Annotated in this window: 15 protein-coding genes; 2 read left to right on the forward strand and 13 right to left on the reverse strand. The window is 38.3% G+C overall.

Going from position 1 to position 13,807, the window contains the following annotated elements:
• Positions 1-64: 64 nt before the first annotated feature.
• Together IGI63_RS07685 and IGI63_RS07690 are read right to left on the reverse strand one after the other, a co-directional pair.
• Positions 65-802: an SDR family oxidoreductase gene (locus IGI63_RS07685; protein WP_002359155.1), complete on the reverse strand. Its 738-nt coding sequence runs from the start codon at positions 800-802 to the stop codon at positions 65-67.
• Complete coding sequence (locus IGI63_RS07690; protein ID WP_002355105.1) at positions 802-1,383, reverse strand: DapH/DapD/GlmU-related protein; 582 nt, start codon at positions 1,381-1,383, stop codon at positions 802-804. The genes IGI63_RS07685 and IGI63_RS07690 overlap by 1 nt, the downstream gene beginning before the upstream one ends.
• A 107-nt stretch (positions 1,384-1,490) precedes the next feature.
• Between IGI63_RS07690 and IGI63_RS07695 the strand changes: the two genes are divergently transcribed.
• Entirely contained in the window at positions 1,491-2,375 is an 885-nt protein-coding gene (locus IGI63_RS07695) for a LysR family transcriptional regulator (protein WP_002365269.1), read from the forward strand.
• A gap of 19 nt (positions 2,376-2,394) precedes the next feature.
• Here IGI63_RS07695 and rbsU read toward each other — a convergent pair whose 3' ends face one another.
• From rbsU to rbsR, 4 genes are all read right to left on the reverse strand, one after another.
• Positions 2,395-3,282: a ribose/proton symporter RbsU gene (gene rbsU, locus IGI63_RS07700; protein ID WP_002378904.1), complete on the reverse strand. Its 888-nt coding sequence runs from the start codon at positions 3,280-3,282 to the stop codon at positions 2,395-2,397.
• 20 nt (positions 3,283-3,302) lie between these two features.
• Complete coding sequence (gene rbsD / locus IGI63_RS07705; RefSeq protein ID WP_002355102.1) at positions 3,303-3,698, reverse strand: D-ribose pyranase; 396 nt, start codon at positions 3,696-3,698, stop codon at positions 3,303-3,305.
• A 15-nt stretch (positions 3,699-3,713) separates the two neighbouring features.
• Entirely contained in the window at positions 3,714-4,631 is a 918-nt protein-coding gene (rbsK, locus tag IGI63_RS07710) for a ribokinase (RefSeq protein WP_002381157.1), read from the reverse strand.
• 91 nt (positions 4,632-4,722) lie between these two features.
• Positions 4,723-5,718 carry a ribose utilization transcriptional repressor RbsR gene (gene rbsR / locus IGI63_RS07715; protein WP_002370032.1) on the reverse strand — a complete coding sequence of 332 codons (996 nt, stop codon included), beginning with the start codon at positions 5,716-5,718 and terminating at the stop codon, positions 4,723-4,725.
• 211 nt (positions 5,719-5,929) lie between these two features.
• Here rbsR and IGI63_RS07720 point away from each other — a divergent pair, with 211 nt between their 5' ends.
• Positions 5,930-6,904, forward strand: coding sequence for an alpha/beta hydrolase (locus IGI63_RS07720; RefSeq protein ID WP_429975595.1), 975 nt, complete (start codon positions 5,930-5,932; stop codon positions 6,902-6,904).
• Between the two features lie 64 nt (positions 6,905-6,968).
• Here IGI63_RS07720 and IGI63_RS07725 read toward each other — a convergent pair whose 3' ends face one another.
• The 7 genes from IGI63_RS07725 to IGI63_RS07755 all read right to left on the reverse strand — a co-directional run bounded on the left by IGI63_RS07725 (position 6,969) and on the right by IGI63_RS07755 (position 13,389).
• Positions 6,969-8,336 carry a PTS ascorbate transporter subunit IIC gene (locus tag IGI63_RS07725; protein ID WP_429975596.1) on the reverse strand — a complete coding sequence of 456 codons (1,368 nt, stop codon included), beginning with the start codon at positions 8,334-8,336 and terminating at the stop codon, positions 6,969-6,971.
• A gap of 14 nt (positions 8,337-8,350) precedes the next feature.
• Positions 8,351-8,650, reverse strand: a complete 300-nt coding sequence (locus IGI63_RS07730; protein ID WP_002367331.1) for a PTS sugar transporter subunit IIB — start codon at positions 8,648-8,650, stop codon at positions 8,351-8,353.
• A 1-nt stretch (position 8,651) separates the two neighbouring features.
• Positions 8,652-10,661: a BglG family transcription antiterminator gene (locus tag IGI63_RS07735; RefSeq protein WP_429975597.1), complete on the reverse strand. Its 2,010-nt coding sequence runs from the start codon at positions 10,659-10,661 to the stop codon at positions 8,652-8,654.
• A 165-nt stretch (positions 10,662-10,826) separates the two neighbouring features.
• The gene (locus tag IGI63_RS07740) at positions 10,827-11,051 is read right to left on the reverse strand and encodes a hypothetical protein (protein WP_429975598.1); all 225 of its coding nucleotides are present in this window, start codon (positions 11,049-11,051) and stop codon (positions 10,827-10,829) included.
• Between the two features lie 45 nt (positions 11,052-11,096).
• On the reverse strand, positions 11,097-11,498 hold the full coding sequence (locus IGI63_RS07745) for an LPXTG cell wall anchor domain-containing protein (RefSeq protein WP_002359148.1): 402 nt from the start codon (positions 11,496-11,498) through the stop codon (positions 11,097-11,099).
• On the reverse strand, positions 11,479-12,612 hold the full coding sequence (locus IGI63_RS07750) for a DUF916 and DUF3324 domain-containing protein (protein ID WP_429975599.1): 1,134 nt from the start codon (positions 12,610-12,612) through the stop codon (positions 11,479-11,481). The genes IGI63_RS07745 and IGI63_RS07750 overlap by 20 nt, the downstream gene beginning before the upstream one ends.
• A gap of 87 nt (positions 12,613-12,699) precedes the next feature.
• Positions 12,700-13,389 carry a WxL domain-containing protein gene (locus IGI63_RS07755; RefSeq protein WP_002365278.1) on the reverse strand — a complete coding sequence of 230 codons (690 nt, stop codon included), beginning with the start codon at positions 13,387-13,389 and terminating at the stop codon, positions 12,700-12,702.
• Positions 13,390-13,807: the final 418 nt, after the last annotated feature.

The raw sequence follows: 13,807 nt of genomic DNA on the forward strand, positions 1-13,807 counted from the left end.
AATTCTGTAAAAAACGAACAATCACGATTAAAAAAAGTATTCCTTTCTAGGAATACTTTTTAAATTAAATCGTTTGTGTGGTCGGGCGAACAACCATTTCACTGATTGACATACGATCTGGCGTGTCTATGGCAAAGACCACTGCTTGCGCAATGTCTTCCGCCTTTAAGCCCCAACTTAACTGTTCTAGATGTAACGTTTCAGCTACTACTCGATTAGAAATTGTTTGATAAAGTTCTGTTTGTACAGCACCTGGTGAAATAATCGTTGATTTAATGTTATTCTCTCTTTGTTCTTGTCGCAATCCTTCCATAATTGCTCGAACAGCAAACTTTGTTCCACAGTAGACAGCCGAATCTGGATAAACGACATGTCCTGCCACAGAATCAGTAGCAATAATCTGCCCTGATTTTTGTTCAACCATAATTGGAAGAACTGCCGCAATGCCATTTAAAACACCCATAATATTAATATCTAGCATTTGACGCCATTCTCCTTTTGGTGCTTCAATAAGAGGCGCCGTTGGCATAACTCCTGCATTGTTAAAAAGAACATCAATTCGTCCATATTTTTCCATTGTAAGCTTGATTACACGCTGAACTTCCTCTTCTTTCGTTACATCTGCTTGTTGCACGAGAATCGTTGCTTCAGGAAGTTCTTTTTTTATAGCAATTAAACGTTCTTGTCGACGTGCTGCAATGACTAACTTCGCTCCTTTTCTGGCAAGTAAACGGGCTGTTGCCTCACCGATGCCACTGGAAGCGCCCATGATAACAATAACTTTTTCTGATAATGATTTCATTATATTTCCTCCTTATCTTCCTGAATCCAACGAATAATTTTAGCTGGTGTTCCTGCAACAATAGCGTTAGCTGGCACATCTTTAGTTACAGTCGCATTAGCTGCTACGATAGCATTTTCACCAATCGTAATACCTGGTAAAACAGTGACACCCGCGCCTAACCACGCAAATTTTTTAATGGTAATTGGTGCTAGCAATACGCCTCGCCGTTTCATTGGCAGTTCCGGATGATTGACACTTAAGAGATTAACGCGCGGACCAATTAAAACATTGTCTTCAATTATAATGCCCCCTAAATCAACAAACATAGCTGCCCGATTAATAAAAATATTTTTACCAAAATGTATATTGCGTCCAAAATCTGTATAAAAAGGCAATAAAATCGTAACGGTTTCGTCAATTTTGTCTTGGATAATCGTGGCAAGAAGATTCCTTACTTCATTATGTGTATAGGCTTGTTGATTTAATTCTATTAAATAGCGACTATTTTCCTCTTGAATCTGATGAATAAGTTGAAATAGTGGTTCATCTTTATCAATGCTCCCTGTTGCAATTAGTTCTTGGAGATTTTTTGTAAGCATTCCTAATCGCCTCCTTTTGCTAAATTTATCGTAATACGTGACAACTCCTCTGTCTAATACTTATAATAAATAGATAAGTATGCGTTTTAGTTATAGGAGGGAAAGTAATGGAATTACGAGTGATTCACTATTTCTTAGCAGTGGTCCAAGAAAAAACGATTAGTGGCGCAGCCAAACAATTGCATGTATCACAACCAACATTATCTAAGCAATTAAAAGAATTAGAGGAAGAATTAGGCGTGACATTATTTATACGAGGAAATCGACAAATACAATTAACACCTGAAGGAGAATATTTAGCTAAACAAGGGCAAGATATTTTAAGCTTAGCGAATAAAACAGTCACCAACTTGTCGCAAAATGAATTCATTAATGGCGAAATCACGATTGGTGGCGGCGAAACAAAAGCTATGTCTTTTTTAGCGAATGCACTACAACAAATAACAAGCCAGCACTCAGCTGATATTCACCTTCATTTATACAGTGGGAATGCAGATGATGTAATAGAACGGCTAGACAAAGGATTATTAGATTTTGGTTTAATTATTGAGCCTGCACCTAAACAAAAATATAGCTATTTAACATTACCAATTGTAGATACATGGGGCTTAATTACTGTAAAGGACCATCCCTTAGCCACTAAAAATGTTATTACTGCAGCCGATTTAAAAGAAGAACCTTTATTTATTTCTCGACAAGCACAAGTTCCGAGCCAACTCTCTGATTGGCTCGAAGCAAGTCTAGATCAGTTCCGAATCGTTGGGACCTACAACTTACTTTACAACGCTTCACTGATGGTAGAAGCTGGGCTAGGTAGCGCCCTAAGCATTGATGGTATTCTAGAAACAAAGCAAACAAATTTACGTTTTATCCCGCTATATCCTGCTTTAACAGCCAAAATTAGTTTAATTTGGCGCAAAAATACGGTTCTTTCCACAGCTGCTGCATTATTTTTAGAACAAATAAAAAAAAGTATTCAACGCCCTGAATAATAGGTCGTTGAATACTTTTTTAAATCATCACTGTGATCGTAGCTGCTGCCAAAATCAAAACTAAGCCGATAATCGTTACGGTCATTTCCTTGGCTGTTTTCTTTTGACCTAAGAACCAAATACCTGTCAATGTTGCAAGCACAACTGATGTTTGGGATAGAATAAAGCCAGTTGCCAAGCCGTTCATATCTGGCTGCGCTGAAATTAAATAAGTTAACGCTGCAAAGGCGAAGAAAAAGCCTGAAAAAATTTGTTTGTAAGAAACGGCTTCTATAAATGGGGATATTTCCCCACCCTTAATAGTGACAACTGCTGAGTAAATAACTGCCACAATTACCATGCCTATTGCTTGTGGTAAAAAGGCATGCATGCCATCAATTGCCGTCGCTTGGGGTGCTGCAGAGTACGCCCAATAGCCGATTTCACCAACGGCTAATAGAAGAACTGCTTTTTTCATAATCCCAGCACTCTCAGCGGACTCCGTTTCCGACCAGACCGTCATTTTGGCACCAATCATGATTAACACTAAGGCAAATGCGCCTAACAATTTGGCTGTCGCACCTGGCCAGTTTCCTAAGAAAAAGACACCCCAGAGAGAAGCACCTAAAAGTTGGAACGCGGTCGTTACTGGCATGGCACGTGATGAACCAATCATCGTGAAGCATTTAAACGTAATGATTTGCGCACAGGCCCAACCGACACCAGATAAAATTGAAAAGAATAAATCCATGCCCGCTGGAAAAGCCAAACCATTAATCATTGAAAAAATAGCGGCAAAAATTAATGTTCCTAAACTGGTACCAAGAATTTGATTCACTGGACGACCACCAATTTTGGAAGCGATTGTTGGGAAAAGCCCCCAACCTAAAAGCGGTCCTAAACCGATTAATAATGCAGTCGCATTCATCTTTATTTCCCCTCTCTCGTTTAAAAGACAACGTTACTTTCTAATAAAATATTTGCGTAAGGAGTCATTTCCCCCGTCCGAATAAATGCATGGCAGTTGTTTAATTCTTGTTTCATTTCTGTATGAGGAATAAAACTGATGGGAGTTTCTGGTAAACGAGTTTTAATTGCTGTCAACATGTCAGGATTTTCTGTTTTAATTTCTTCTGCTAAATAAATTCGTTGAACTGCCAATTCCTCAAGGACATTGTTTAAAACTTCCATAAAACTAGGGACGCCATTGGTAACTGCTAAATCAATTTTTTCTGTAGTCCGAGGCACTGGCATGCCTGCATCACCAATACTTAATTTATCAAAATGACCCATTTGTGCGATAACGCGGGAAATATCTGAATTAATAACTTTTGTTTTTTTCATGTCGCTCGCTCCTTTTTATTTGTCTGCCAATTCGTGTTGATAAGGAATCGAAGGTTGGGCTCCAAAACGTTGAACAGTCAACGAGGACGCCTTGTTTCCATAACGAATAGCTTCTTCCAAATTGCTAAAATCTTTTTCTAATATACTACTTAATGCGCCAATAAAAGTATCGCCAGCAGCCGTTGTATCAACCGCTTTCACTTTAAAAGCAGGCACAATACCACTTCGTCCATTGACGTCATAAAAGGCGCCTTTACTACCTACTGTAATAATTACTGCTTCAATCCCTAATTGATGAAGTGCTTCTGCGGCTTTACGCATACTCGCTTCATCTGTGATTTTAATGCCTGTTAAAATTTCGGTTTCTGTTTCATTTGGTACAATCATATCTGTAACGTTTAGTAATTCTTCAGGAACTTGTTCTAACGCAGGTGCGGGATTTAAAATCGTTTTGACGCCTGCTTTTTTAGCAATTTTAAACGCTGCAATCGTACTATCAATCGCACTTTCAAATTGGGCAATCACAAAATCACTTTTTTCAATAATTTCTTGATGTTCCTGGACTTGTTTTGGCGTAAAGGCGTTATTGGCTCCTGCGTAAATCATAATGCTATTTTCACCAGCGTTATCTACCATAATAAAGGCTTGGCCAGTAGCTGTTTTCTCTAAAGTGGTGACCCCAGTTAAATTAATTTCATCTTGACTCATTAAATCAGTCATCATAGCTCCAGCGCCATCATTTCCCACAGCACCAATAAAATATGTTTCTGCGCCTGAACGTTTCGCTGCAACTGCTTGGTTTGCTCCTTTACCACCACCTGCTGTAAAATGTTCAATGGCGTGAATTGTTTCGCCTGGTTTTGGCATTTCTTTGACTCTTAATGTTGTGTCTAAATTGATACTTCCGATAATTGTAACCGCGTTCATTTTCATCCACCTCAATAAAATTTATTTTTTCATTCTAATTAAAACGTTTTAGTAAAACGTTTTAATTCCACAACAAAAATATAGCACACCTTGAAAGCTATTTCAAGGGTGCTGTCGAAAATCGTTCAATCAGTTGGACAGGCAAGGTTTGCTCCTCCCAATCTTTTGCAGGCTGATGGATTCTTTCCAATAATAGAGTCGCCGTAGTTTGCCCCAATTGAAAAACAGGTTGAGCAATTGTTGTTAGCGGCGGCGAAACATACTCGCACATATCAACATTGTCATAACCAATAATACTATAATCCTCAGGAATTTTTTTGCCCGCTTCTGCTAATCCTCGATATAAACCAAAAGCAATTTCATCATTGATAGCAAAAATTCCGGTGCTCTCTGTTTTTAAAATTTCGGGGACAGCTTGGTAGCCGCCGGTTTTTGATAATTCTGTTTCGATTAACTGGACCTTTTCCGTATAAACAGAACAAAAACCTTTTAAACGTTGCTGAATATTGACTGGCGCATGTGGTGGCATTACCACGACGACCTGTTTATGTCGTTGCTCTTGTAAATGCTTTGCTGCTAGTTGCCCACCTCTATAATCGTCTGTCAAAACAGCATCGCTAAAGCCTTCTGCTTTTTTTTGGTCAAGTACAATAAACGGAATCTTTTTCGCACGTAGCGTTTCATTAATCGTTTGATTGGAAATTTCAGAACTTGCAATCACAAAACCATCGACACTGCGACGAATCAACTCTGTTAAATATTCATGTTCTCTTGTAACATCTTGGTCCGCATTGCATAACATCAGTATAAAATTTTCTTTGTATAAAACACTCTCAATTCCTCGAATCAATTGCGCGAAAAATGGATTAGTAATATCAGGTACGATTACGCCAATCGTCTTACTTTTTTTCATCACCATACGTTGCGCAAAATAGTCGGGCTGATAGTTTAATCGCTCTTTTGCAGCCAATACTTTTTCGACCGTTTTCCCACTAAACCGTGCCCCATTCCCGTTTAAAATTTGTGAAACGGTAGTAATGGAGACACCTGAGTCATTGGCAACATCTTTAATTGTAACCTTTTTATTTGTCATCCTACTTCTCTCCTTGCCGTGAACGCGCCCATTCACCGGACCTCTTAATCTCATTTAATTTACTACAATCATTTACTTTACGCAACCACAAATAAATACGTACATTCGTTTAAACCGTCCTTTCATCCCTTCAACAAATTTCGTTGTTCTACTTTTAAAATGTTATACTGTAGAAAAAATGATTTACTTTTTGCTGAATGGAGGGCCTTAATTGAAAAAGAAATCGATTGGTTTGTTGTTAGCTAGCGCATATTTGTTTCACGCACGTTCTCGTCAAAAATCCTTAAAAGCCTGTCTTTTTGAAGATTCTTTACGTCTTTCCCAAATTGCTCGACTTGAACGAAATCCGAAAGTCACCAAGGCTTTTTATCATTGGCAACGATCATTAAATGAACAAGTAACTTTGCCAAAACATTTACGTCATCTTTTTCCTCTTCAAGAAACGACTCAATTTCCTACGATGTATCGCATGTCAAACTCCGTTATTGCGCCTACCAAGAAAGCTGTACTGTACCTGCATGGTGGGGGCTTTACATTGAATCTCGCCTATAGCCAATTAGACTTTAGTTATAAACTAATTGAAGATCTCTCTTTTGCAACAGATTATTTTATCCCTGTATATCCATTAGCACCAAATAAGTCTTTTGCTGATATTTATAATCATTGCTATGCTGCTTATCAAGAAATTTTACAGCATTATGATCCCGAAGATGTTATTTTATTAGGTGATTCTGCTGGTGGTACATTGGTTTTAAACGTATTGCAGAATTTAGCCACCGATTTCCCTGAACGCTTACCAAAAGCTGCTGTTTTAATTTCTCCTTGGTTAGATGGACATTTAGACATTCCTGTTGCCAAAAGTTATCAAAAAAAGGACAAAATGATTGGCATGAACTATTTACAATTAATTGCCCAAGAGATTGACGACACGGCCAATCACTCCACGCTTTCTTTAAATTGCTTGTCCTTTGATTATCAAAAATTTCCGCCACTTTTTTTCGTGGGCGGTACACATGAAGTTTTTTGCCCTTCCTATCACCAATTTTTAAAACAATTAGGGCCACGACCACAAGATACTTGCCGATTGGTGCCTGGCATGCAACACGTTTTCGCAATGAAACAGTACTTGCCAGAAGGACGACAAGCGCGGAAACAAATTGCACAATTTATCCAAGAACAATGGTAAAAGGCAAGTGGGACAGAAGTCAAAACGACTTCTGTCCCACTTGCCTTTTTGTAGAAGAAAACACTTAGTTTTCTTCGGCGATTTTTTTCTCCCGCATAGTCAAAACAGCGCTAACCAAAAGAACAACCACTACAAAACCAATGATTCCTCCTACTAAAAGACTCGGACCTGCCTCACCTAATTTGCCTAAAAATAGGCCTGGGATTAAATAATCCGTATCCGCAAACGTTGAGGATGCTAACTGTAGATCACCCAAGACTGGTAAAATGAATAACGGTAACCAACTAATTAATAAGCCATTAAACGCAGCCCCTAAAATCGCTCCCCGACGTCCCCCTGTGGAATTTCCAAAAACGCCTGCCGCGGCACCACAGAAAAAGTGCCCGACAACGCCTGGTATAATCACGGTGGTATTCAGACCAACCATCGCTAACATTGAAATAGTTCCCACAATAAAGCTCACAAAGAACCCAATCAAGACAGCATTTGGCGCATAAGGAAAGATAATGGGAACATCAAGTGCTGGTTTAGAATTAGGCACTAATTTTTTAGCAATTCCTTGGAAAGCTGGCACAATTTCTCCTAAAACCATCCGAACACCCTGTAAAACCACAACGAAACCAGCCGTAAAGGTTCCTGCTTGAATTAATGAAAAAATAATCGCATTTTCGCCATTGCTTAACTCATGCTCGACATAACCTGTCCCAGCCAGCAAAGCCAAAATCACATAGACAATCGACATCAAAATCATAATTGAGATGGTTGAGTCTCTTAAAAAACCAAAACTTTTAGGAATTTTAATATCTTCCGTTGACTTTTCTTTATTCCCAAAGACTTTTCCAATAAAGCCACTTGCCGCATAACCAATATTCCCTGTATGCCCCATTGCTACTTTATCATTTCCAGTAATTTGTTTCATAAAGGGCTGACAAAGAGCAGGTGTCACTGTTAATAAAGTTCCTTCAAATAAACCACCTAAAAGAATCATTGGCAAACTAACGCTAAAACCGGCCCCCACTAAAATAACGGCTGTCAAACACGAAACGTACATCATCGCTTGACCTGTCAAAAAGATATATTTAAAACGTGTAAAACGCGCCAACAGAATATTAACAACCATGCCCACCAACATAATCAGAGCAGTTGGTGTCCCATATTGTTGCAAGGCAATCGCTACAACCGCTTCATTACTAGGAACCACGCCTTGTGTATTTAACGCGGTTTGAAACATCTCCGCAAAGGGCGTTAACGAGTTCGCTAATAGCCCTGCGCCACCAATTAAAACTAAGAAGCCGACGAATGTTTTCAACGTTCCTTGAACAACATCAGAAAATTTCTTTTTCTGTAAAACTAATCCCAACAAAGCAATTAATGAAACCAGAATCGCTGGCTGGCTAACAATTGAAACAAATAAATTCAATAAAGTTTCCATGTTTTTCCTCCTTCTTATTGATGTGCAATGCCATTGTCATCTAAAACTTTCAAGACTTTCTCCTTCGTTTCATCGTAATCAATAATCGCATTTAAAGGAATAATTTTTTCAGCAGGAATTGACCCTAAAGCATCTTGCAATGTTTTTTCGACAAAGAAGTAATCAGCCATATCGCCACTGGCACTCCCGACATCTGTGTGATCAATTTGAAAATTATCTGTATCAACACCGACTTCCTCTAAAATTTGTTGGATATTCATTTGCACCATAAAACTTGTTCCTAAACCACTTTGACAAACTGTAAAAATCTTCATCTTATTTCTCTCCTTCTTGGATAATTGATAGTATTTCTGGGACGGTTTCAGCCGCCACTAAGCGATGTAATGATTCTTTTTTTGATAGAATTTTTGTCAGACTAGATAAGGCCCGTAAATGTGTTTCGTTATCTGAAGCAGCTAAACAAATAAAAAGGTGAATTTCATGCTTAGGATCTTCTAATAAATCGACACTTTTTTGGATTTTTAGTAATGACATGCCTAACTGATTAACGCCATCTTCTGGCCGCGCATGAGGCAATGCTACGTCTGGACAGATATGGATAAATGGCCCAAACGATTCGACTTTTTGAATCATCGCATCAATGTACTTTTCCGTAATACTGCCATTTTTTAATAACGGCTTGGCAGCTTCTGTAATTCCCGCTCGCCAGTCTGCAACTTCAGGCAGGACTTGGACTGTTTCTGTTGTTAATAATTCCGATAACATTGGACGCAGATCCTCCTCTTTTTCTAAAATTTTGTTCATTTTACGATGCAAGACACGATATAACTGCGCTTCTGTGACTCCTTTTTTTAAGGAAATGTAAGGTTTTAACGCATCTAAAATATCTTTAACATCTGGCATGGAAATACCTGGCAATAGCCAATCTGATTGAACTTGGTGCATCAATTGATTTTTCTCCAAAGAGCTCATAATGGGCTTGGTAAGATAAACCTTTTTGGCTGTTTCAATAGGGACCGTTGAGAAAATGATGTCATAGCTTTTTTCAGATACATTCTCTATTTCCCTCACCGCATTCGTTTCTTTAAATTCAATCATTGGAAATAGCCGACGCAATTCCGATTGCAAAATCAACGAAGAACTGATACCACTGGGACAAACAATTAGCGCTTTTAGCTTTTCTTGCCGCTGCTCATTTTTTTGGCCGAAAATTTCTCCACCAAATAATATGGTAAAAAAACCGATTTCCTCTGACGGGATTGACCGTTTCGTTAATTTTTCTAAAGGAGCTAACGCTTGTTCACAAAGATGATAAAGCGACCGATACGATTGTCGAATATCCTTGATTAAAACATTCGGCAAGTAAAAGCCATAGTTAATCCGAAAATAGGCAGGAACCAGATGATAATACACATTCATGAGCAATTCACGAGGCTGTTCAAATTGAACAACGGCCAACAATTCCATTTTCCGAATAATTTCACCAGAAATATCTAATAAAAACTCTAACTTCGTATCTCGCAATTCTCCTTGCAAGGCTGTCATTAAACAAATCGTGAAAAAAAGACTCTCAGTTTCTACATTCGCCACTGGCCCAACTAAATCACTTAAAATACGACGACTGACGGGATAAGCGCGTAAGGACTGAATTAACTGGTTCTCAGGCCAGACGACTGTTTTATATTTGCCTAATCTTTTTTGAGAAAAAGCAAGAAAGTAACTAATTTCATCCAATCTGCTGGATACCAGTTGAAGCTGCGCTTCCTGGACGGCTAATTGAATGCCGTCACGTATTTTTGCGTATTGGCTCATTTGATGCTGACTGAGCCAGCAAAATAAAGCGAAGGTGCCCGACTTTTGTTGTAAGAGGCGGGCAAGCCAATTTTTCCCGAAACGACGAATCCGAAATTCATCTCCTTCTAGGTAAAACCCTCGTTTTCGTTCGTAGGATAAAGCAATGTTTTCAGTTGCTAGTTGGTGTCGTACTTTTTTGATATCCGCTAAAATAGTGCCTTTCGAAACGTCTAAAAAATTTTGATAATGATACACCGATAGTTCTTCGATTTCTGAATAAGTGAGCAAAAAAATAAGTGCTTGTCTTTCTGTTTCGCTATAGATCACTTGACGTTGTTGAAAAAGTTGTTTTCCCCATTCATTTGCGGAAAGGTTTGGAATGCTGACGGTATTCTGTTGAACTTCTCCGCCTATTGTCGAAAGTTGTGTCACTAATTCTCGTTGCGAAAGATCGGTTATTTGTTGAGCCAAAGAGAGCGCAATTTTTTGCCCTGCATACTCGTCAAGGAGATAACTTATTTTATAATTCACAGCTGTGTCCTCCTCCTGTAATCATCATATAATGATAGCGCTTTATTTTCTATCTAAGTTGGGTACAAATGTCTACTGTACTTTTTTGATAAATTGTACCGTTCTTTATTTTAAAGTTAACAAAAACCCGTTGCAAGTTTCTTAAAAACTTACAACGGGTTTTCTTTATGTTAATTGTGTTTGTAATGCGATATTCAGCAAAATAGCCACCGCCACCCAGCCGCCACACATCACCAGAAGCAGCCAACTAAACATTGATTGTTTTACTAAAGACTGCTTAGGCTTTGCCAGATGTACAAAATTCATGCTATTTACTAAGAACAGTAAAAATAAAGCAAAACAAAGGACGGCCAAGCCAGCACAAACCCAAATCCACATCGTAATCTCCATCTATATTCCTCCTTCTACATTAACTCTATTTATAAAAGCAGCACATTATTTTTCCTTTTTCCTTTTTTTATTCAAATAATAGAAACTTGTTAGTACTACGAGTAAACATGCAATACCAAGGCTGTAAAGCCACGTGCTATTTCGTTCACCTGTCCTTGGTAATGACGTCTGTGCATTAGTCGGATTCGTTTTAGCAGTGGTTTTTCTGCTCACTTTGTCTTGTTGTTGTGACTTTTTTTTATCTTTATCAGTGACTGGTTGCTCTGTTGGCTTAATGACACCTTCCGTTTTTAGTGGCTCTTTCCCTCCATAGAACGTTACACCGATATTCGTTTGCCCTACTTCTTCTGCAAAACTCTCAGAAGAAACAATTAGACTCGCAATGCCAACGGTTAAAAGTATTCCCAACGTCACCAGAAGTGACCCTTTACTTTTCATTGTCATCATAGCGTGCTCCTTGTCTATTTTTCAAGGCTGCCTGTTTTTCTTGTTGTAAATAGGCTTGTTGTTTCAGTGTTGCTTTCTGTTGCGTAAAACGCCAAATAGCTAGAATTAGACTCACAATTGTTGCAGCTAACAAGCCATAAAAAGCTTGATTCCACCAAGTCGGTAGGACCAATTTCACTACTGCTTCTTTATTTAATTTTTTGGCTTCTTGACTACTGATGGTAAATTCTTGCTTAAACGGCCACACTTGTTGTTCATCTTCTTTCAAGACCGCTTTTCCTTCAAAAATATAGGTTCCTGGACGAACATCTTCTTTCCCGAAATCTAAATGGAAGTTCATCGTCGAATTTGGCGCAAAACGAACACTTGGTAAAATCCGTTTGGCATATTCTTTCGTTTCGCCTTTTTTCGTTACTTTTCCTTCTAAACGCACTTCAGGAAAAATAGCGGATGTCGGATTCTGAATAACCGCTTGGACCGATTTATTTCCTAAAGCAATGGTCGGAACTAATTTAACTAATTGAAGAGTCTCTGCTAGATACATCGGTGTATCTTCTGACATTCGTAAAGCAATTGCTACATTAAATCCATATCGACTGGTTAAACCCGTTGATTTTCCTTTTTCTTCCTTTTCATCTTCTGCAAGCGAAGCATAAACACCACCCAAAACTAATCCTTGGAAACCATTCGCTGGAATTTCGACAGTCATTTTGGCTGTTACGGTTTTCTTAGCGGTAACTTTTACATGTTCCTCAGGTAATTTAATTAATGTTGTCAAGGGTACTTTTAAACTTGAATCTGGTTTTTTCTCGAAATCATTGTACACAATTAAACCATTGTCATTCGTCACAGCATTCGCCAAATTTAAATCAATCGTCAATTCTTCATCTGTTTTATTAATTAATGATAATTCGACTTCTTGTTTCTGTCCTGGTTTTACAATGAGATCGTAGTAGGATTGCGTATTTTTCGCTTGATTCTCAGGAATATTGGGTTTAACTGTAAATTTTGTATTCATGTTGTCATCCGCTTCTTCTGCTTGTACAGCAGAAGGGATGCTTAATGCCATCACACAAATAAAAACTGTGACGATTAGCCAGCGCATTGTCTTCATTATTTGTTCCTCCTATGTATCGAAAAGGAGCCGTGCACCACTGCGCAGCTCCTTTTCTAGTAATGCAGTATTCTCGTTAGTAACTTTTTATGGCGCAGCCACTAATGTCCAAGTTACGTTACCTGTATACGCACCATTTGTAATTTGTGAACTAGGTGTTGTAATGTTTAATTTTACATTTGATAATTCAGAATCCCATGTACCTTGACCTTTACCAACTGCTGCTGTAGCAATTGATACAGCTGCTCCACCTACTGGAATAGTTGTTCCAGCAAATTCAGGACTTCCTGGATCTGCTGCAAAGGCAGCTACATCACGTGAGTATGTTTTTGCTGTTTCATCGTATTTCGCTACTGCTCCTGTTTGTGCAAAGGTAATTGAGCCTTCTAAAGTAGCAGTGCCATTTTTCATTTCAGCAACGCCGGCAGTAACTGACCAACCCGCTTGTGTTCCACGAACATCCCCAACGGCATAACGTTTTGTTTGGGTACCTGTCGCATCTAACGAAATCGCTGATAAATCAGAACTAACTTCTGTCGAAGCAAATTTGAATTCTGTTGGAACATATAACAAATCAAAATTTGTATTCGAGCCTGGTTCTGGTTCTTGGGTGCTTCCATCATCTCCATCACCCGTACCGCCTGGTAATGAACCACTTGTCATCTCTACGTTTGCTGGTGTTGTACCAGTTGTTGTTGCATGTGCTGCTGCAGGAGCAATGCTTGCCCCTAAAATTGCCGTTCCTGCAAATAAAGTTACCAATGTTTTTTTCTTCATTTTACTCTCTCCTTTATATCTTGGTTAATTAATGAATAAAAAAGTGAAAAACTTTTCTATCTCAGTAGAACGTAAACTAAGTATAGCGAAAAAAAGACTGCTTGTGATTTCAAATTTTAAACACCTCATGCAAAAAAAATGAATTTACTATAACAGCAAGGTTCCAACGACTTTTTGTGTCTTTGAAAACGTAATTTTCAAAAAAGATATTGTTTTTTTTCATATATAAAGTGGTAATTTTATAAAAAAACAGCGAGAAAACGTCAAAACATTAGTAACAAACACTAACATTTTGACGTTTTCTCGCATTTATTAAATCAAAATTTCCTCAATATTTTTAAAAAAAATAGTGAAAACTAAAATTATATCGTTTTCATAGACAAAACGTACATTTTTTCTTACGAAAATTGATAATCAC

It is taken from the genome of Enterococcus sp. DIV0086 (assembly GCF_050498705.1).
GTDB lineage: Bacteria > Bacillota > Bacilli > Lactobacillales > Enterococcaceae > Enterococcus > Enterococcus faecalis.

Coding starts and splice junctions, on each gene's coding strand:
- IGI63_RS07685 (WP_002359155.1), bottom strand. CDS start 802: ATGAAATCATTATCAGAAAAAGTTATTGTTATCATGGGCGCTTCCAGT.
- IGI63_RS07690 (WP_002355105.1), bottom strand. CDS start 1,383: ATGCTTACAAAAAATCTCCAAGAACTAATTGCAACAGGGAGCATTGAT.
- IGI63_RS07695 (WP_002365269.1), top strand. CDS start 1,491: ATGGAATTACGAGTGATTCACTATTTCTTAGCAGTGGTCCAAGAAAAA.
- rbsU (WP_002378904.1), bottom strand. CDS start 3,282: ATGAATGCGACTGCATTATTAATCGGTTTAGGACCGCTTTTAGGTTGG.
- rbsD (WP_002355102.1), bottom strand. CDS start 3,698: ATGAAAAAAACAAAAGTTATTAATTCAGATATTTCCCGCGTTATCGCA.
- rbsK (WP_002381157.1), bottom strand. CDS start 4,631: ATGAAAATGAACGCGGTTACAATTATCGGAAGTATCAATTTAGACACA.
- rbsR (WP_002370032.1), bottom strand. CDS start 5,718: ATGACAAATAAAAAGGTTACAATTAAAGATGTTGCCAATGACTCAGGT.
- IGI63_RS07725 (WP_429975596.1), bottom strand. CDS start 8,336: ATGGAAACTTTATTGAATTTATTTGTTTCAATTGTTAGCCAGCCAGCG.
- IGI63_RS07730 (WP_002367331.1), bottom strand. CDS start 8,650: ATGAAGATTTTTACAGTTTGTCAAAGTGGTTTAGGAACAAGTTTTATG.
- IGI63_RS07740 (WP_429975598.1), bottom strand. CDS start 11,051: ATGGAGATTACGATGTGGATTTGGGTTTGTGCTGGCTTGGCCGTCCTT.
- IGI63_RS07745 (WP_002359148.1), bottom strand. CDS start 11,498: ATGATGACAATGAAAAGTAAAGGGTCACTTCTGGTGACGTTGGGAATA.
- IGI63_RS07750 (WP_429975599.1), bottom strand. CDS start 12,612: ATGAAGACAATGCGCTGGCTAATCGTCACAGTTTTTATTTGTGTGATG.
- IGI63_RS07755 (WP_002365278.1), bottom strand. CDS start 13,389: ATGAAGAAAAAAACATTGGTAACTTTATTTGCAGGAACGGCAATTTTA.